Genomic DNA, 19862 nt, shown 5'->3' with positions numbered 1-19862 from the left:
TTCAGGAATGCAGCCAGGGCGCCTGTCGTCCGGCTGCATGGCTGCCCGCCCCCTACCGCGCCGCAGCGCCATGGGGCGCGGGGTACTCGAAGCGCAGCTCACGCTGGCCCTCCCCCACCACCGGCAGCAGCGGATCGACGCCCACGCAGCCGGCGCGCAGCCGCAGCTGATCCGCCGCAAGTACCCGGCCGCAGGTTCCGAAGCTGGTGACCTGCACGCCCGACAGCATCGTCCTGAAGAAGGCCTCTGCCTCCCGGCTCGCCTGCTGGCGGCTGGCTGTCGCCGCCTCCACGCTGTAGCGCAGCTTGATGGCGTACATGCGGTCAACCGCAAAGATCATCACCGAGCTGTACGCCTTGCCCTTGCTGCTGTAGCTGAAGTCCAGCGCGTTCGCGTCCACCTGCGCCGGTCCACCAACGCCCAGGCTGGCCACCGGTACCACCATCGGCTGCAGCGCGGACATGCCCCGTTCGCTGGCCATCAATTCCCTGCGTGCGTCCAGCAGCGCCTCGCGCTCGCCCTCGGCCATCGCCTGTTGCTCGGCCGGCTCCTGCAGGCCGGCGGGATAGAAGTACAGGTCGATCCAGCCGGTTTTGTCGCCCGGCCGCTCGAAGCGGACCGAAGCGCCACCCAGTACATCGTCGTACCGGCGCTCATTTACCGCCTGCCACTGGCCCACCTGCATCGGATAGACCACGCTGGTGCCGCGCAGAAAATCGCCCAGAAACACCGTGAGGTCCGACGGCGCTGCATCGTCCGCGTCCAGTCTCAGGGTTTCCCTGGGAGCATCGCCGCTGCACTTTTCCTCAAGGACCGCCGCCACATGCGCGCGCAGGGTGCCGGCCTTCTGCAACGCGGCCAGATGATCCACGCCCGGGATCTTCAACGAGGGATCGGCCTTCAAAAACACCGCGTAGGCCTTGAGTGCACTTTCCACGCCGGCCAACTGACGATCCACCTCGTCGCCGTCACGGCCTTCCGTGATCTGGTAGGCCAGATTTCCGAACATCTGCTGCGCGAGTATTTCCGGAGCGATCGAGGTCTCCTCATCCACAGTCTCGGGCAGCCCAAGGACCGGGCAGATAATCACCTGATAATCCGGTGTTTCCATCGTCCAGTTGAGCAGCCACCGCCGCATGTCCTGCGCACCGGGCTGCAGTGGAGCGGCTTCCAGCTGCCGCGCTTCCCGTACGAAACGCGTGGTCTCGGCCTCCTGCGCGGCCCATGCCAGCGCAGGAAGCGCTACCGGAACCACGAGGGCCGCGGCGAGGATGGTTCGGCGCAACACATTCCCTGATGCCATGGCACACGATCCCTGAGGCCCCGCGACGGGGCGCGCTGGCGCAGCGTATCAGGCAGCCCCTGGCCGGGACAGCGGGTTTATACGACCCCGCTTGCCCCGCCAGGACGTCAGGACGGCCTGATTTCGCGGCACACCAGTTCGGCCAGTTCGCGGCAGGCGAAGAAAAGCCCTTCCACCACGCCCTCATCGAGGTGGCGGCGGGGCGTGGCCATGGTCTTGCAGCGGTTGGCCGCATGCAGCATCTCCGCCGCCGTGAGGATGGCCACGGCCGCACGGTCGATCCGCGCCAGGGACTGTCTGCGGCCGTCGGACAGGTTTTCTTCTGGCCAGAGCATGCCATCGGAGCCTTCGCCATCCCGGATGCGGGTGAGGCAGCCCTGGAAGGTGCTGAGATCGGAGGTGGGGTCTTCATTGTCGTTGACGGCATCAACAACATGGAGCGGTGGGTTCTTGCGCGTGGTCATGGCGTCGGCTTCCGTGGCTGTATTTGACAGCGCCACCGCGCGGAGGCGGGTGGCGGACGGTGCGGGTTGCAAACCGGGACAGAGAGTTACCATTGACCGGCGGGTCCGAAGACCCCCACGCACCGCCCGCCATAAAGGCCGACGGATTGCCAGCCGGCACCGCTTCAGGACGGTGCCGGCTGGCAAGCGTAAGTAACATCTGTCTCGGGTTTGCACGCCCGGCCACCCTGTTCTGGTGGCGCGCCATGTTGTCTACGCCTGCACGTTCGATTCAATGAGAAAAATCCGAAAGGTTCGGAGGGAATCGAGAGTGCGGTGGGAAGTGTTGCATGCGGGGTGAGTGGCGGAGACGACGAGGAAAGTCGCGAGCGCACTGATGTTGAGGCTTATGCGACACGTGGTGCCGCAAAAAGCTCGATAACCGGTCAGGTGCGTGACGTTTCTCGCTTACTACTAGTTGTATGAAGCGACGTGAGTGAATGCATGGAAGACGGGTGGCTTGAGGCAATCTGACGCAATCGACCGATTTATCGTGCTGGAAGCGACAGCCGATTCAACTGGGTGTCGCATTTATCACCTGCGCGAATTGCTCGATGACCGCGTCGAGCTGCTCGCCAGCGAACTCAGCGAAGTGAATTTCGTGGGTCGCCGCTGCCAGGTCGCTATATGGCAAATCTTCAACTGGCGATTCAAGACGCCATAGCACACAGAACGCACCCGTCTCGTTGCGGTAGGCGAAGACCGTATAAACGTCGAACAACGTGCCGCACTGAAGAAGATAGGAATAAGCGTCCTCTCGAGAATCAGCTGCCGCGCATTGATCGCTCAGGCGCAGATCATCATCGAGCGCATGAAACAACGCAGGCCCCTGCAGGTGTGCGTAACGTGCATGCAGAGTGCCTTTTCGACGCAAGTCCTGCAGACAGCCCATCACATAGCCGTCCAGATAGACAAGCTCCTCAATACTGCCCAGGGATGCATTGCCGAGCCAGAGCCGTGAATAGCCCATCATCTTCGAGGCATCCGTGATGCAGTATTCCAATGCAAGGGTCGATGGTTTACCGATGACCGTCGTCATACATCACATCCTTTCGCTTGCCTGTCAGCCACACCACCACCATCGAGATCCTTGACCTCGGTTACATTGCCATGTCGATCTTCATAGCGTTTTGTTTCACCTACACCTTTGATGCTATCCCATGCCGCGTCGGCAGCCTCCTGACCACCAGGATGAACATCGCCGTTACGTGACTTGCTCCCCGTGGAGGGTGAAGTGCCTTCCTTGATCTTGTCCGCAGCCGAACCTGCGGAGTCAGAGCGCTGAACAAGCCGTTCCAAACCTAAAGCACTCAGAATCCCAGCGATGACACCGCCGCCGCCACTGGTCCCTCCTGCTCCTGAGGCCCCTCCCCCCGTCGCGATACCGGCTTCAGCGCATGCTGCAGCATTTGCAGGATTCATTCCGCATGCAGCAATGCTCTGCCGCCCATCCGGATCCGTGAACTTGTACGGATTGCTGTTCGCGTACCGGTACCGATTGAACTGCCCTATCGCAACGAAGCCACAGTAACCGGATACAACGACGCGGCCCCAAGGTACGACGCTTACCGTGCGCCCAGGTCACGATCCAAGCTTTGTGCCCAGAGGGCTGCACACGGAGGATCAGGCCGCGAACCTGAGCGTCCCTAAGCTCATAGGGGCGATCACGGGGTTCTGCTGTAAGAACGATGCGCTTAGTGAGTGCGGATGACATCGGGCGGACAGTCCGTAAGTGGCGGTAGAGCCAACTTAGGACAGGATACGAGGCGGTGTTTGGATGCGGATCGTCTGCAACCACCGGCAACTTACCCTAGCGCAGCGAGGTCCCGGTGCGCTTCAAATCCTGAGCGCGCTGAATCAATGCAGACGCCGAAAGTCGATTGTGACCCTCTTCGCACAGCGAGATGGGACAGGCGAGAAACGCCATTTCTCTACAGCTATCAAGACAGCACTCTCATAGGCAGCAGTATCGACCTTTCCACGATCAAGCTGTTCTAGTTGAGAACGCGCAATGACCGGATTCGTCACCCTGCCATCTTCTTCCACGACAACGGTGGCCACGATAGAGCCACGCACCTGCAATTCGCTTACGGCAGGAACCCTAGGGGGAACGGTTTCCACAGGAATGTTTCCGGCGCCGCAAGGAGGCGGGACCTCGTCACCGGTCCGACATGAGACAATGGATAAAGCCATTGCAATCATCAGAATGCGGTTCATTCAACACCCTTGATTACTGGTGGGGGAGCAGACTTTGACGGTGCCATTCGTATCGCCATAGCTTTTCCGGACGGGCTCATCCAGCTCACGCGCAGCTCGGGTCTCTACGCTTGTCGCCCGCGCCTCCTCCGGAGATACGCCGATTTTGATTTGCATAACGCCGTTACTCTCCGAGCTGGACTGCGGCGCAACGAGGGAAGACTGGAAAGCGGACAGGCCAACCCGATCATGCTCGGCGGCATGGCTCACCTCGTGACCACCCCCTAAAGCGGGAGACTGGATCTCCCCTGAGGATTTGATGCGAAGTCCAGAGGTGACATCAATACGGACTGTCCTTGTGTTTTCGTCATATCCAAAATCGCCATTACGGTTGAACTGTATCGTGTAGGTTTCATCTGACAAGAGAATCTGCCTTAGCTCAGAGTTGATTGTCTCAGACTTCATCCAATGATTGAGAACCGCAGCACCGTCCTGCAGCGTGGCACCTCCATTAAAGGCGTACTCGACGACTCGCCCATCCGGGTCTGTGAACTTGTACGGATTCCCGTTCGCATACCGATAGCGATTGAACTGCCCCACCGGCTGCTCATAAGCGGTCACCGGATCAACCGACAGGAAGACGCCCAACTGTGGATCCATGTAACGCTGCTGCATGTAGCTCAGCCCGGTAGACGAGTCGCTCACATGCCCCGTATACCCCGGCCCATCCGTGGCCTGACCACCGACCACAGCGCCGTAGGGCTCATAGTCATAGCGCTTGATCACATTGCCGTTGGCATCGCTCTCAGCCACAACAGAGCCCAAGGCATCCGTGTGGATATAAGTGACCGTCGTCTGGGCGATTGCGGCTGGCGACACGCAAAGACCAATGAGCAGCACGCAGCAAAGCCAGGTGCAAAATGCCCCCAGCTTGCGAATTCGATCTTCAAATCCCCTGAAGCGGGACGACACACCGCCTGCAGTTCCCCCGAACCTGCGCATCCTTCCAATCTCTGAAAGAGCCTTGAAGCAAGGCTGGGCATTCATAGCACGAAAATGGCCGGGTGCGGTTCCATGTCAGAACACGGCAGGAATGCAAGCACCTGGGAATCGGATAAGGCAAGGAAAGCGCGAGGCTCGGAACTCCTGGGCTGCCAGCCATGAGCTGCCACTACCAGAGCAAAAGAGAAGCCCCGACCAAGTCTGGGGCTTCTCATCAAGAAGTAGCGAATCGGTCCTTTGACCCGCGCGCTGGCTGGAGCTCTGAGCCGTGCGCGCGCATCATCGACGTTCTTGGATCATACCTTCGACCATCCGCTCTTCATTCGCCATAGCCATAGCCGTCCTGAAGCACGGCACAGCGCGACCGTCCTTAGCAACCCGGATCGAACCGGGCGATTCTATTTAAGCAGCCAGCTGACCAGGCAAATGTAAAGCGCGTTACCTGGCTGCGCCCACTAACCTTCCTGCACACAAAATACAGGCGATCACTCAAGACCATTATCCGGAATCACAGCGTTCGATGGCACGGAACACCCAACGTCGTTGCAGGCGCGAACGGTACTTGGCACCACTTTCGGAGCTCCACGAACGGTAACCGAGCACAGTAGTCGAGTGGTGACACAGCCGGCACCCCCGCTGAACTCGTAACGTGTAGCCCCTGCAACTGCCGTCCAGCCGCCTTGGTAGGTGGTGTTCCCACCGGAATAGAAGTACATGGCATTGATCAACTGTGGCGCTGCAGGCACTGGCGGCGGCAGATTCACCACCACGGAGGCCGTCGCGCTAAAGCCGCTGCAACCGGCCTCGTTGCACGCAGCGACTCGATAGCCATAGGTCCCATCGACCTTGCCGCCGAAAGAGCGCTGCAGCAATCCACTATTCTGGATGACAGCAAATCCCCCGCTGTTGATCCGCTCCTGCAATTGATAGGAGGTTGCTCGTCCCGATGTTGACCAGGACACGGCATAGCTTCCCGTGCCACTTGATTCAGGCGCACTGATTGAAGGAACTGCCGACGGAGCGACTACAACCTGGACAGAAGCAACCGCCGAGTAGGGACCACACCCCACCGAAGCGCAACCGCGCACCCGATACTCGTACGTTCCTTGGGCACGGCCAGAAACTGCTTGAGTCGTCGATGAGCCATTGGCAATGGTCGCCCAACTCCCACCGCTAGAGCGCTCGTCAAGTTGGTATGAAGTAGAATTGGCAACGGCTGACCAACTGATTGAGTAGGACGAACCCAGCGACTTTGACGGTGCGGCCAAGGCGGGGGCAGAAGTCGGAAGATGCACAGACTGCACGGGGATCCGGCTACTGTAACTACCACACCCGCTATTGTTGCAGGCACGCACTCCATACCTGTAAACGCCAGGGGGCATTGCACTGAAGGACCGAGTGCGTTCGGCCGAATCCTGGATCTGCACCCATTCGCCGTCTCCCCTCTGTTCATCCAGACGGTAGGTAGTTGCGCCCGCGACCGCACTCCAACTGACAACGTAATTGCCGCCACTGGCGGTTGAAGGCGCGGTCAATACAGGCGCTTGCGCTGGCGGCAACTCCACAACGACAGTGGCTACGGCACTCCAGCCGCCGCAGAGGGAAGAACGACACGCGCGGGCCCGCAACTGGTAGCTGCCCGCAGCCTTGCCCGTAGCAGTCCAGGTCTTTGCTGCACCACGGTAGGCCGCAGCCCATTCACCCTGCCCCGCACGCTGCTGCAGTTCGTAAGCAGAGACGCCGGCGACTGAGGACCAACTGACCTGGAAAGTTCCGTTACTGCTGAAGGACGGCACGGAAACGACCGGGACCCCGGGCGCTACAGAGGTTGTCGACTTCGCAAGGAGACTTCCGTTGAGGTGAATGTACTCCGTGCCCTCGCCTGTCCGCTGGCTTTCCTGGCGGCGGAGTACGCCTGCACTGTCGTACATGGAAATGACATCACCACCAGCCGCTTTACTCAGGACTCGGCGACCATTTGCGTCATATGCATATTCTTCAGACCCCACGACTTCGCGCAGTCTATTACCAAAATCGAATCGAAAGATCTGTCCATTACGCGACGCCAGATTACCCTGAGCGTCGTAGCTCAACCCCATAATGGTTGAACCCGTCGCGGACTGCACATTGGTGAGCCGGTTGCTTGCGTCATACCAGTAACCATGGTCCTTAACGCCAGCAAGCCGCGCCGACCGCATGTTATCAAGCGCGTCGTAGCTGTAACGCATCACACCATCGCCTCCAAAGGCCATGGACGCCGCCTGTGTCAGCCTATCCAGATCGTCGTACTGCATGGAACGTTTGCGCACGGAACTCAGGGCATCCCCGATCACGGTGACATTGCCATTCGCATCGTAGCTGTAGCTGTTGTCCATGGCTCCCCCCGAGTCCGTGGACCTCGCAGGAAGCTGACGCGCATTCTGCGTCATGGAATGAACGATGCCATTTCCATAGGTGAATTGCCGCATGCCACCACCAGGATAGTAAGACACGCCAAGAGCGAAGCCACCCGCACGCGTAGGCTGCCCCAGACCGTTGGGTGCCATTGCGACCGATAGCCCGCTCGGATACTGAACGCTTGCAGCGGCGCCCCTCGTGTCATATCCATAGCCCATCGCCCAGTCGAACACGCCTGTCACGGCGACATTTTCGCCTATCAGCAGGCGTCGCCTGTTGTATACGTAGGTATTGACGACTGGCCCAAGGCTGATACCGTTCTGGGTGGAGACCTGCTGAGGCAAGCCATCGGCAGTGTATGTCCAGTCCTGATTGCCATTACCGTCGGGAAAGGCGAGGCTCTTTAAGCGATTTCGAGCATCATAGGTCCGATCCACCCTCCGGCCGGATGCATACGCGGCTGCGCTGTCACAGTTCGTAGCATTCAGCAGACTTGTTCCCGCTGCGGACCACAATACGTTGTCGGCAGCATCGTAGCCCACAACTGTCGCCCCCGTCTCCGGCTCGACTGTCTTACAAAGACGCTGGTTCGCGTCATACACATAGCGTCGCGTCAAGGAAACCGCACCATCAGCGCTACGCTGAGTGACGCTGGTCGGCTTTCCGAAGACGTCGCGTGCAATGTCCAGCACGACGCCCTCCGGCTTGGCGATCGTAATGGGCGCCTCAAACTGGGGCTTGTCATACGATTGGAAACTGGTGGTCGTCTGCTTTCCACGCGCGTCAGTAACTCTGGTTCGGGAGCCGGGCAGGTACTCCGTCAATGCAACAATTGCACCCAGCTCACTGTCTTGGACAGCCGCCGTTCTACGCCCAAGCGCGTCATACTCGCTCCAGTTTCCTGTGACTAGATCATGCTTGCTACCTGGATATGAGGCGAACAGCTGCTTTCCGTCATGATCATAAGCAAAGCGCTGGAATCGCTGCGTCCCTTGTATGTCTGATACGTCATATTCACGTGTAATCAACGGACGCCAAAGCGCGTCGTAGTAGGTCTCCGCGCGCCCGCCTCCGATGGTCGTTATTTGCCGCCAGTGGCCGGCGCCCACACCGTATTCAACCTGACCGATCTGGACAAACGATCGACCAATCGGCGCCCAAGCGACCGAGTCGCCCACCGGATAGCTCACACTGGACACTCTGCCCAGTGCATCGTAGCCATAGCTTGTGGTGAAGCCGTTCTCGTCGGTTGAGCTCAAGATCCAGCCGTTATCATCAATGCTGACGCGCGACGAGGTCGAATCCGGGTATTGCACCAAGGCAGGAATACCACGCTTCCATCCAGACAGAGTTGTCGTCTTTCCGTTTGGATCCGAGAGCGCCCCTATCGTGCCGTCGGGCTGGTATGTCCTCGTCTGCGTGCGCCTCCCAAATGCATAGGTCTCCGCTGGCATCGCTTTGGCGTCGAACGCGGCCTCGGCAACGACCCTGCCGCTGCCAAGGTCCGTCAGCTTTGCAAGCTGCCCCAAAACCCAGAGATCAGTATTGTCATGATAGTCAAGGCGCTCGCGCACGGATCCACTGGGACCTGTCCGCACACGCTCCGTGGGCCGTGCAAACCGGTCGAATGCTGTGACCCGCCAAAGATAGTCAGTCCCGTCCTGTTGCAGCAACATCTGCGTAAGCGGTCGGATACGAGCAGTTGCAGGATCGCTCAAGCCGCCGAGGATGCTGCCGAACACACCAATAAACGGCTGGCCGGCAACAGCGTTCTCGGCGAGGTACTCATTTGTCCGACTCTGCACGACCTGCCCTTGGGCGTCCAACAGCTGTTCCCCAAGCTCCTGGCCGTCATTGAACATATAGAGATTGCCAAAGGTAAGCCGTTGGGTTGTCCCGTCCGGGCGCCCAACATGCACTACCTTCGTCCGCGTACACGTAGTGCATGGATACACGGGGGACTCCGTCTCAGTGCCCCAGAACGTCGAAGGTGTGCCACCGAAGTCATAGCTCCAGCGCATCGTATCGAGCCCTGGGCCCGCAATCGACTTATCCGTAATGCTCAACACGTCGAAGTAGTTTGGCACTTCGAGAACATATTCAGGATTCTCCCGGTCTACGCCCTTCCTGTTGCATTCCGTCTGGTGCACACCCTGGCGCCAATGCCTTCGATTGGAGAATGAGAATGTACCGACGGCTCCAGCAGGATGGGTGGCGACGATCACGTACGATGCCGACAGCGGCAGCTGAGCGCTTCTGCACCACGGAGCCAGTGGCAGCGAATCGATGTTCGCAGGTGCGGCGGGCAGCAATGTATCCGAGTAGCTGTAGGACCATGTACTACTGTCAGGCCTGACAACACGGATCAACTGCTTTTCGACCTGCCCATCGTTGTATTGAAACGCCCACGAACGTCCGTTGACGCTCGCGCCAGCCATGCGTTGCTGGTCGTAGGTAAAAGTAATTTCCCGGCCATCGTTCGCCCATATACGAGTAGGGTGACCATTGGCGTTGTAAGTGAACTGAACACTGTTGCCGAACCGATCTTCAATTCGGGTAGCCAGCATGTAGTAGCGAGTACGTTCAAGCATCATCGAGATCGGGGGCGATCCGTCCGTCCTCGGAACTCCCTTTTGCAGCGGTGCCTCCCGACGGGTGGTGAGCTGGTTGAAGTAGTACTTCTCACCGGAGCTCGTGGTGAGTCGAAAACCTTCTCGACTACCACCGTTCATGCTGATGCAGTCAATCGCATCCCGCTCCTTTGTCGTCAATCGCGTACTCGCACCGCCTGTAGGCAATGGGGTCCCGGAGACGATGGAAAGCATTGCGGTGTCGCCGCGCCCAGGCAGATGGACGTTCAACCCGCTCCAGAATTCGCGGACACTGAACACTCCTCCACCAGGAACGCTACCGACAGTGCATATCTGAGCAGGAAGCCCGGATGAGCTTGCATATGTGGCCGTCACATAAGGAACATCAATGTCCCAGTTGCCCAAGCCAAGCAAGCGGGCATCGTGATCCCTGATGGTTCCCTGAGGCTGCAGCTGTACGTTAAGCCGCCTCGATAGCTGGACCGGTAGCTCACTATTTCCCGGAAGATCAATCTCCACGACACGAAACTGAGTACTGCCGTCGTAGAGACTTACCCCTTCACCAAACAGGCCGGTATCGAGTGCAGATAGCGACTCCGCTGCCTTGACCCGCTTCTGGTACTCCAGATAGGGATGAATTCCGTCTGCCACCGTCTGCGCGGAAAGAGCACCGGGAAACGGCAGCCCCATGCCTGCAGCCAGAACAACGAGACAACGCACTGCAGAAGCATGCAATCCTTTGATCACAACGCCTTCCTTGATTATGAATCCATCAACCCCAAGATCCCGCATTACGCCGGACCAGCCCCATGCGAGCGCAGCATTGCTCAGTGCCTCGCAATCGCGACGTTAGCACAGCCTTCGCCTCAAAAGTTCGTCTTGAAAGAATGAGCTTTGAGCTTTCATAGGACGGCTTGAACCAGGCGCTCTGGAGGCTCCCCGTCAAGGATACCCTGAACAATTTACCCTGAGCACTGGATTTTCAGGACTGGGGAGACGGTATCCATCAGATGCGAAGCACTGCTGGTCACCATCGCTCTCGAGATGCCCGGCAGCCACGCCCAAGCGGAGTCACTCCTATCTTTGCTCGGAGAGAGCATCGACGGGCCATGCACAGGCGCGACGCGCCCTGCTTTCAGCAACCAGGCTCATTACATTCCCGACTTTATCTAAACGGTTATTCGGCAGTGCGATCAATCACGACGTCCATAGACCAGAGCTTATCTGTCGCCTCGGCCTATGAGGATCCGTCCGTCTGGATCCGATAGCAATGGTCGGACCTCGAACGTGAGAGCTCCTAAAATTCCCTAAGATGCCTCAGAGCAAGGCTGATATTCATGGCAAAGGTATTGCCGGCTGCGGTTTTTGGTTCTGAAACAGTCGGGAGACCAAGCGACTGGAAGGTCGGAGGGGCGAGCAGGCTGGAGGGTTCGGAAATCGGGGGACTGCCAGCCATGGGCTGGCACTACGGGTTGGCAGCCAGCGGCTGGCACTACCAAAACAAAAAGCCCCGACCAAGGCCGGGGCTTTTCTAGAACTGATGCGGAAACAGGAGTTGAACCTGCGACCTACGCTACCACGAACATCATTTAATGACGATCGATGAAACCACCTTTGATTGCAGGTGAATTCTTGCCAAGCTCATTATTGAAGCACTCCTTCCCGACTGAACGTATTCAGCGACCGCTTGCCGGGCATGGTCGCGGGCTTGATCAAGCGTCAGGTGCTCGACCGACCCCAATGTACGTCGCTTACCGTGCGCCCAGGTCACGATCCAAGCTTTGTGGCCCGAAGGCTGCACTCGCAGGATCAGGCCGCGAACCTGAGCGTCCCTGAGCTCGTAGGGGCGATCTCGGGGTTCTGCTGTGAGAACAATGCGCTTGGTAAGGGCGGATGACATCGGGCGGGAGGTCCGTAAGTGGCGATAAGGCCAACTTAGGACAGGATGCGAGGCGGTGTCTGGATGAGGATCGTCCGCGACCAGCGGCGACTTACCCTAGCGCAGCGAGGCCCCGGCGCGCTGCAAATCCTGAGCGCGCTGAATCAATGCAGACGCCGAAAGTCGATTGTGACCTTCTTCGCACAGCGAGATGGGACAGGCGAGAAACGCCATTTCTCTACAGCTATCAGGACAGCACTCTCATAGGCAGCAGTATCGACCTTTCCACGATCAAGCTGTTCTAGTTGAGAACGCGTAGTGACCGGATTTGTCACTCTGCCATCTTCTTCCACGACAACGGTGGCCACGATAGAGCCACGCACCTGCAACTCGCTTGCGGCAGAAACCCTAGGGGGAACGGTTTCCACAGGAATGGTTCCGGCGCCGCAAGGAGGCGGGACCTCGTCACTGGTCTGACATGAGACAATGGATAAAGCCATTGCAATCATCAGAATGCGGTTCATTCAACACCCTTGATTACTGGTTGGGGGAGCAGACTTTGACCGCGCCATTCGTATCGCCATAGCTTTTCCGGACGGGCTCATCCAGCTCATGCGCAGCTCGGGTCTCTACGCTTGTCGCCCGCACCTCCTCCGGAGATACGCCGACTTTGATTTGCATAACGCCGTTACTCTCCGAGCTGGACTGCGGCACAACGAGGGAAGACTGGAAAGCGGACAGACCAACCCGATCATGCTCGGCGGCATGGCTCACCTCGTGTCCGCCCCCTAAAGCGGGAGGCTGGATCTCCCCTGAGGATTTGATGCGGAGTCCTCTGCATCCAAAGGAACGTCAACGAAATCGAGCTCTGCCTGCTTTCGTCTTAGCTTGTACTGCTGAGATACGCGCATCCTATTCCCCCTGTGCTGGCTTCACTGCCAAAGCGGAACGTACCTCATCAAGGACTACCTTTGACTGGGGAAACCCCGAACGCTTTAACGATGACCTACGCATCGGCGTACCAACCGAGACCCACTATGTTATCGAAATCGATCAACGCCAGCGCTCACGATCAGCCGCGCAATCAAATCCATCACCATAGGCCCGGCCATCCATAAAAAATGAATCAACCTCAAACCAACGATCTTTTCCGTCAGGAGTCTGAGAATAATTTCCACACAAGGCAGCAATGACCTCTTTTTCTTGACCACCCTCCAGCAACATACCTCGCTCGTAGAGGATGGGAGCATAGCGATCCGCGCTTTTCGAAAGCAACACCGGAATTCCACGCTCACCGGAATGGCATCTATTGATCATGACTCCATGAGGATTTGATTCTATACACCCTTCAATCCTCAACCTGACCCCACCAAGCGACTGACCAGAAATCAACATTTCCTCAATGGATACACGCCGAGCGCGCTCCTCACCACTACTGCATCCACCCGCCAGGAATAATACCGCCACGCAAGTCACACATGAAAAAAAGGCGACCGGGAAGGCTGTCAATCCGCGCACGGCAAACCTCCTTGAGCGCTAGCGGCACACATTATATCCACTGACTTTGCAGCCTGCGCTTTGATCTTATCCCTTCGGCCGTCGGGATCGACAAACCTGTATGGGTTTGATGAGGCGTATCGATATCGATTGAACTGCCCAACCGACTGCTCATACGCTGTCACCGGATCCACCGACAGGAACACACCCAACTGCGGGTCAATGTGCCGCTGCCTTAGTTAACCAGCGGGGCGGAAATTACCCATAACGATGCCGCCATCCATAGATTCAGGCCGCCAGCGCGTCGACGACTGGCAACGCGAAGAATTTAAGATAGGGGGCTGACTCAATACTGAAATCAGCCGACTCCACCCTCCAATCGTTTGGGCAACCCAAGAAAATCGCACCTCGGCGACCGTACAGTTCATCGCGCAGCAGACGATCAAGGCCATCCATATCTGCATCAGCGAGAAAGCGCTTAATCATGTGCTTTTCCTGCGCAATAATATTGATCACGAAGTAGACTCTATCCTGCAAGGGTTTGCTGAAATTCGCCTCCACACAGATTGCGTAGAAGTATCGACCACCATCTTCCATGGCTTGCTGCAACTCACCGTCGTACCATTCCACAATCAAGTCGATCTTCATTTGCAAACCTCACTGAACTTTTGAGCCACTTTCTCCGTTACTGGCTTGGGGAGTTCCACAGCATGGTGGCTCGGATTGTTCCCGGTTTGAGGTGTATTGAACGCGCTCTTTGCCTCCGTCTGATCGGCAACCCGGTCTTTGATTCTGTCTGCCGCACTCACCCTCTCCTGCGCTTTGACCTAAACCCCATGCGGGAACCCGCATTCGGATCCTACCTAGCATAGGAAATTCGAGTAACCACTCCATCGGAAGAAATAAAGTAATGGATTTCTTTTCCATGTTGCGTCCCGCCCCCCCTAACCCCCTCATCACCCACCGCCCTTTTTGGCAAAAAAATCAACTCCGAACCTTCACCATCAGGTCGAATCACGACAGAATATCCCTCCAGCGCTGCCCCTAATTTTTGAAATTCACGGAGCGCGCTAGCCAACGCCACCAAATCAGTGCCGCCAAGCGCAATTTCTGCATTATTGGGCATATCACTCTCTCGCGCCGAAACGGCACCAACGATTAGTGCAACCCAAAGCACCACTCCAAGTGCAATGTACCCATGCCACAGAATTCTCATCACAACTCCTCCGTTGTACGCGCAACCGGATCGTACTCTTTAACTACGCCACCAGGCGTCCCCAGATATCCTCGATAATCATCAGAACCTGCTGGAGCCGCAAGCGCCTTCGCAGCAGCACCCCCCCCTTATCCCACTCCTATCAGTCTCCGAAAAATTATCACTATCGAAATGATCTCTTGCAGGATCACCTGTAGCAACAATCGTTCCGTCCGGATTTTTGATTGAGTACTCCGCATGGGTATGCCAATCACCCACCACCTCAGCACCCTCCGGCACTGGACTCGCATGAGGGTTGGCACCATCTTCCGAACCTCGAACCGCAGGACTCGAGTAGTATTTTTCGCCTACTTTATAAATCCTCGCAGCATATTCTCGATTCTCAGACTTTGAATTAGGGTTCGTTGAAACAATGGCATCCTTAGCGGCCTCTCTTCTCGTCAAGAATGGATCACCGACCGCCCGTCCATCTGGATCAGTAAACCTGTAAGGGTTGTTCGCCGCGTACCAGTAGCGATTAAACGCCCCCAGCGGCTGCTCATACGCCGTCACTGGATCCACGGACAAAAAGACACCCAACTGCGGATCCATGTACCGCTGCTGCATGTAACTTAGCCCGGTCGCCGAGTCACTCACATGCCCGGTGTACCCCGGGCCATCCGTGACCTGACCACCGACCACAGCACCGTAAGGCTCGTAGTCATAGCGCTTGATCACATTGCCGTTGGCATCGCTTTCAGCCACAACAGAGCCCAGCGCGTCCGTGTGGATGTAGGTGACTGTCGTCTGCGCCATTGCGGCTGGCGACACGCAAAGACCAATGAGCAGCACGCAGCAAAGCCAGGTGCAAAATGCCCCCAACTTGCGAATTTGATCTTCAAATCCTCTGAAGCGGGTCGACACACCGCCTGCAGTTTCCCCAAACCTGCGCATCCTTCCAATCCCTGAAAGTGCCTTGAAGCATGGATGGGCATTCATAGCACAGGAATGGCCGGGTGCGGTTGTTAGGCCAGGAGCAGGGCGCGTCGCTAAGCGCCTGGGAAGCCGGAGAGGCGAGCGGGTAGTAAGGTGATGCGAGGCCGTGTTTGGATAAGGAACGTCCGCAGCGTCGCCACCCCGCCCCAAGCCAGCCCTCTGCGGAACTCAGAATCAGGAGGATATGGGACCTGTGTCTGAAAACAATCGCCCCCGCTTCAACATTAGCTCATCGAGGCGATGCTATCTGCCCCCTGCGCTATACGCAGACCCGCGCAAAGCAGCTCATGGATGTCTAAGAAAGACTTGCCGGTCAACGTCTTTTTTCGCTCGTTGCGTACAGACACCTCCATCGTTGCAATCCACTGTGACGCCAGAGCGTCAACGGAAACCCGCCTGGTCCAACGCAGTGGTTCCAGCACCATCAATCACCGGGACGAGACTTCGCAACAGACCGTTCGGCGGTTGATTGCAACCCGCGAACGTAAGTTTCAAGCCCTGCCCGCCGAGACCTTTGAACTATCTCATCGAGCTGCCTATCGTAGTCTTCAGAAGAAGAACAATTGATGAGCGCTACTGGGACAGCGTGAAAAATGCCTGCGATCCTCTTAGCAACATCTCCTGATTCCGCAGCCCTTATTTCAACAAGCGCCAAGCTAAGCATGTGATGGACCACATCCCTTTTTCGTCTAGCTTCGAACTCATCATCCACGTCACAAACCTCTGTATGGACCCAAGGGATCGTCATCAACATTTATGGGACTATCATCAAGCTCTCGCACTGGAATTTTGGTCGAATCCGACCAGCCTCTAGCCTTCGCTTCGTTGATTCTGGTATTGCCGTCGAGCACCCTGTTCCCTCGAACCGTAACCTCATCGCCATTCTTCGGGTTATTGATCGCGTCTCCCAACTCTTTGTCGGAGAGTTTTCCTATAGCAGGATCATTCTGAGAGTGATTTGGATCATGAATTGGCTCCAGATCACCGAGTTGTCTTACGCCACTACCTTCCTCACCGCTCGAGTTGTTCGTCTCACTTTTCTGAAATAGGCCTTTTATTCCACGTATGAGAGCTTCGCCCGCTTTTTCACGCTGCTGAGGGGTAGTCGTCGCGTAGTAGCCTGTGGCGATGATTATCGGCACCAGCACGATAGGCGCGACGAGAGTTGCACTGTGGCCATCCGGGTCCTTGAACTTGTACGGATTACCGTTCGCATACCGATATCGATTGAACTGCCCCACAGGCTGCTCATACGCCGTCACCGGATCCACGGACAGGAACACACCCAACTGCGGATCCATGTACCGCTGCTGCATGTAGCTCAGCCCGGTTGCCGAGTCGCTCACATGGCCGGTATACCCCGGCCCATCCATGACCTGACCACCGACCACAGCCCCGTAGGGCTCATAGTCATAGCGTTTGATCACATTGCCGTTGGCATCGCTCTCAGCCACAACAGAGCCCAGCGCGTCCGTGTGGATGTAGGTGACCGTCGTCTGTGCGACTACCGCTGGCGACAGGCCAAGGCCAATCAGCAGCACGCAGCACAGCCAGGCGCCCAATGCCCCCAGCTTCCGAACTCGATCTTCAATCCTCCTGAAGCGGGTCGACACACCGCCTGCAGTTCCCCCGAACCTGCGCATCCTTCCAATCCCTGAAAGAGCCTTGAAGCAAGGCTGGGTATTCATAGCACGGAAATGGCCGGCTGCGGTTGCCAGGTCAGGAACAGGGCGCGGCGCTAAGCGCCTGGGACGCCGGCGGGCGAGTAGGCCGCGAGATTCGGAAATTGGGGGCTGCCAGCCATGGGCTGGCACTACTGGGGCCGGCATTCCGCCGGGCATGGCCCGGCGCTACCAGCACAAAAAAAGCCCCGACCTAGGCCGGGGCTTTTCTACAACTGGTGCCGGAAACAGGAGCCGTTAAGACATGTTCGGCAAAGCGTTGAGGCTACTGGCACAAGGCTTTCCGCTGTACCCTTTGTGCCCGCACTCTGTACCCGCACCGCACAATGTCCCTCCCCTCCGGCATCAAGCGCCGTGGCAACACCTACTCCGCTCGTTATGTGCTTCCTCGCTCAGTGCAACGTATCGCAGGCAGACATGACCTCGTGCAGGCGTTGGGCACCAGCTCCCTCAGCGACGCCGTAGAACTGGCCGGTCCGATCATTGCGGGGTGGAAAGCGTGGGCAGTCGCCGTGAGCAAGGGAGACATGCGGCACGAGCCTGAGGTCTACGTGAGGCGTGCCGAGGTTGCCCACCGGTTGATCCGCGATGGCATCGATCAATGGTCGCCGGAGCTGATCGTGGAGCGCGCCCGCGAGGTGTTCGCCATGCAGCAGGCTGGGGAGATCGGAGCCAACGACGTCGAAGCCCAGGTCGACCTCGACGTGGAGAGGTACGTCGCGCAACAGCAAGATGTAGGTGCACAGATCGATGTCGAGGGCGTGAGACGTGCCCGGAGGGCCGCACTCGGTCAACTCGGGGTGACCGTGGCCGATAGCCTAGAGGCCTATCTGCATGAGCGCACCGGGGACCTCACAGCACAGTCACTTACTGAGACCAAAAAACGTTGCACCAAGTTTGTTGGCTGGGTTGGGAGCAACATTGAGATGGCCACCGTGACCCGTGTTACGGCTGGGCAGTTCTTGGCGAAGGTGATTCAACCCCGACCTGTATCTAGGACGACGAAGACGAAGGAGATATCTGCCTGTCGGGGCTGGTTCCAATGGGCAATGCTGCGCGGCGAGATTGACGCCAACCCCTTCGACGGGATGCAAGCGACGCTGAAGAAGTCAAAGCGTGGCACTGAGGCTCCGCGCAGGACGTGGACCGAAGGTGAACTGCTGGTCGTCCTGAGGGGCCTGAAGGATGACCGGCGGGAACCGCTGTTGCTTCCGCTTACGTCGCTGGCGCTCTACACGGGGATGCGATTGAATGAGGTCTGCAACCTGACCGTGACAGATTACGACTCAGCGGCCCAGGTGCTACACGTCCGCGAAGGCAAGTCGCAGGCAGCGGTAAGGGCGGTCCCGATCCATCCGGCCATCCGTTCAACCGTCGCAGCACTGGCAAGGGAGACACCTGACGGCTACCTGCTACCGGGTCTCGTACCGGGAGGACCTGACGGGAAGCGAGGCCACGGCATCGGCAAGACGTGGGGCAGACGCATTCGCTCGCTAGGCATCACTGACCGTCGACTTGTGTTCCATGCGCTGCGAGCGACCTTCATTACAGCCGCCCTCAATGGCGGGGCGACCAAGGAAGTGGTGCAACAGGTGGCAGGCCACGAGCGGGAGGGCGTGACCATGACGAGCTATGCGCGCGTGTTGAGTCTGGAACTTTGCCGACAGGCCGTGGCCGGAGTGAACTTTGGTGCTACTGATGAATACGTAGAAAATGCTGCCCGACCGACGCCGGAAACCTCTTCAGCTTGAGTGAAATGCCACGAACCCTCTTCTGACTATCCCCGCCGCACTCCCAACTCGCTCAATATATCCTCAAGCGCGCGATTCAAGTTGCTCGCAACACCCTCCATGCGCTCTTGATCGGGCGCCATTTCCGACCAATCGACTGACATGTCCAGCATCTGAGTTATGGCAAGCACTGAACCAGAGCTAGGCCACTCTCCTTCTGAATCCATTATTTGCTTCAGCATGATTGAATAGCGCATGGCGACAACGCGATAAAGAATCGCCGTCTCCGCCTCCAGCGACATGCCCCTACCGCCAGCAAGCCGCTCAAACCCATCAACAACTGTGTCAGCGTCGGGAATCGACGCCAATGTGATGCCAGTCTCGACCTCGAGGTTCTCAAAAGGGGGCTTTGCTGTAAGCATGGGAAATTCTCGCAGTAAGCCCTTGCAACTAATTAAATTTCCGCCACGAAGCGGCGTGAATTGAATAAGCGTTCAGCCAGCAAGGTCATCATCAAGTTTTTTTAGGCATCGCTTGCAAGTGACTACAGAATGCAGCGTGCCACGTATCCCACACAAGGTTTCACCAAGGCCCGCCCGCTTCTTCGACTTCACTGACGGCGCATGCAACTCTAGAACCTTAGGGAGAATACCAATAGAGCCAAGAGCGGCGTCGGTATCCGCCGAGGAAATGAGTTCGCGCACGGCCAACGGATCATTCCTTATTGCGTGCAGCAGTTCATCCTTAAGTGCCATGACAACCCCCTATCAATCAAACATTTAACTGATCCAGCCGCAAGTCTAACGAGCTTGTCAGAATGGGAACACCTTAAACCATGATCGCGCTGGCGGGCTAGCCAGTCGGGAGAGGCCGCTAGACTTTACGGTCAGC

At 57.7% G+C, this 19862-nt stretch carries 17 protein-coding genes; 2 read left to right on the top strand and 15 right to left on the bottom strand.

All coding sequences use genetic code 11. From position 1 onward, the window contains the following. Positions 1-52 precede the first annotated feature (52 nt). From QMZ26_RS08815 to QMZ26_RS08760, 12 genes are all read right to left on the bottom strand, one after another. A complete protein-coding gene (locus QMZ26_RS08815; protein WP_283221218.1) occupies positions 53-1285 on the bottom strand; it encodes a hypothetical protein in 1233 nt (410 codons plus the stop codon). A 125-nt stretch (positions 1286-1410) separates the two neighbouring features. After that, on the bottom strand, positions 1411-1767 hold the full coding sequence (locus tag QMZ26_RS08810; RefSeq protein ID WP_283221217.1) for a hypothetical protein: 357 nt from the start codon (positions 1765-1767) through the stop codon (positions 1411-1413). A 553-nt stretch (positions 1768-2320) separates the two neighbouring features. Next, entirely contained in the window at positions 2321-2845 is a 525-nt protein-coding gene (locus tag QMZ26_RS08805) for a hypothetical protein (RefSeq protein ID WP_283221216.1), read from the bottom strand. Beyond that, positions 2842-3228, bottom strand: a complete 387-nt coding sequence (locus QMZ26_RS08800; RefSeq protein WP_283221215.1) for a hypothetical protein — start codon at positions 3226-3228, stop codon at positions 2842-2844. The genes QMZ26_RS08805 and QMZ26_RS08800 overlap by 4 nt, the downstream gene beginning before the upstream one ends. Before the next feature lie 795 nt (positions 3229-4023). After that, on the bottom strand, positions 4024-5004 hold the full coding sequence (locus QMZ26_RS08795) for an RHS repeat-associated core domain-containing protein (RefSeq protein WP_283221238.1): 981 nt from the start codon (positions 5002-5004) through the stop codon (positions 4024-4026). Positions 5005-5489: 485 nt separating this feature from the next. Then, the gene (locus tag QMZ26_RS08790) at positions 5490-10739 is read right to left on the bottom strand and encodes an RHS repeat protein (RefSeq protein ID WP_283221214.1); all 5250 of its coding nucleotides are present in this window, start codon (positions 10737-10739) and stop codon (positions 5490-5492) included. A 1296-nt stretch (positions 10740-12035) separates the two neighbouring features. Then, the gene (locus QMZ26_RS08785; RefSeq protein ID WP_283221213.1) at positions 12036-12395 is read right to left on the bottom strand and encodes a hypothetical protein; all 360 of its coding nucleotides are present in this window, start codon (positions 12393-12395) and stop codon (positions 12036-12038) included. A 529-nt stretch (positions 12396-12924) separates the two neighbouring features. Beyond that, positions 12925-13389, bottom strand: coding sequence for a hypothetical protein (locus QMZ26_RS08780; RefSeq protein ID WP_283221212.1), 465 nt, complete (start codon positions 13387-13389; stop codon positions 12925-12927). Then, positions 13377-13592: an RHS repeat-associated core domain-containing protein gene (locus QMZ26_RS08775; protein WP_283221237.1), complete on the bottom strand. Its 216-nt coding sequence runs from the start codon at positions 13590-13592 to the stop codon at positions 13377-13379. The genes QMZ26_RS08780 and QMZ26_RS08775 overlap by 13 nt, the downstream gene beginning before the upstream one ends. 64 nt (positions 13593-13656) lie before the next feature. Continuing rightward, complete coding sequence (locus QMZ26_RS08770; protein ID WP_283221211.1) at positions 13657-14016, bottom strand: hypothetical protein; 360 nt, start codon at positions 14014-14016, stop codon at positions 13657-13659. 211 nt (positions 14017-14227) lie between these two features. Next, on the bottom strand, positions 14228-14584 hold the full coding sequence (locus tag QMZ26_RS08765) for a hypothetical protein (RefSeq protein WP_283221210.1): 357 nt from the start codon (positions 14582-14584) through the stop codon (positions 14228-14230). Positions 14585-14665: 81 nt separating this feature from the next. Further along, a complete protein-coding gene (locus QMZ26_RS08760) occupies positions 14666-15487 on the bottom strand; it encodes an RHS repeat-associated core domain-containing protein (protein ID WP_283221209.1) in 822 nt (273 codons plus the stop codon). Positions 15488-15850: 363 nt separating this feature from the next. On the opposite strand from QMZ26_RS08760, the gene QMZ26_RS08755 reads away from it, so the two are divergent. Then, entirely contained in the window at positions 15851-16126 is a 276-nt protein-coding gene (locus QMZ26_RS08755) for a hypothetical protein (protein ID WP_283221208.1), read from the top strand. Between the two features lie 146 nt (positions 16127-16272). Here the strand turns inward: QMZ26_RS08755 and QMZ26_RS08750 are convergent, their stop codons facing one another. Further along, a complete protein-coding gene (locus QMZ26_RS08750) occupies positions 16273-17172 on the bottom strand; it encodes an RHS repeat-associated core domain-containing protein (protein ID WP_283221207.1) in 900 nt (299 codons plus the stop codon). A gap of 395 nt (positions 17173-17567) precedes the next feature. Here QMZ26_RS08750 and QMZ26_RS08745 point away from each other — a divergent pair, with 395 nt between their 5' ends. Continuing rightward, entirely contained in the window at positions 17568-18992 is a 1425-nt protein-coding gene (locus QMZ26_RS08745) for a tyrosine-type recombinase/integrase (RefSeq protein WP_283221206.1), read from the top strand. A gap of 26 nt (positions 18993-19018) precedes the next feature. Here the strand turns inward: QMZ26_RS08745 and QMZ26_RS08740 are convergent, their stop codons facing one another. Together QMZ26_RS08740 and QMZ26_RS08735 are read right to left on the bottom strand one after the other, a co-directional pair. Next, the gene (locus QMZ26_RS08740) at positions 19019-19393 is read right to left on the bottom strand and encodes a hypothetical protein (protein ID WP_283221205.1); all 375 of its coding nucleotides are present in this window, start codon (positions 19391-19393) and stop codon (positions 19019-19021) included. 72 nt (positions 19394-19465) lie between these two features. Further along, a complete protein-coding gene (locus QMZ26_RS08735; protein ID WP_283221204.1) occupies positions 19466-19726 on the bottom strand; it encodes a hypothetical protein in 261 nt (86 codons plus the stop codon). Positions 19727-19862 lie beyond the last annotated feature (136 nt).

The sequence above is a fragment of the Stenotrophomonas sp. PFBMAA-4 genome (assembly GCF_030053215.1).
Taxonomy (GTDB): Bacteria; Pseudomonadota; Gammaproteobacteria; order Xanthomonadales; family Xanthomonadaceae; genus Stenotrophomonas.
This window is presented reverse-complemented; position numbering and strand designations above follow the sequence as displayed.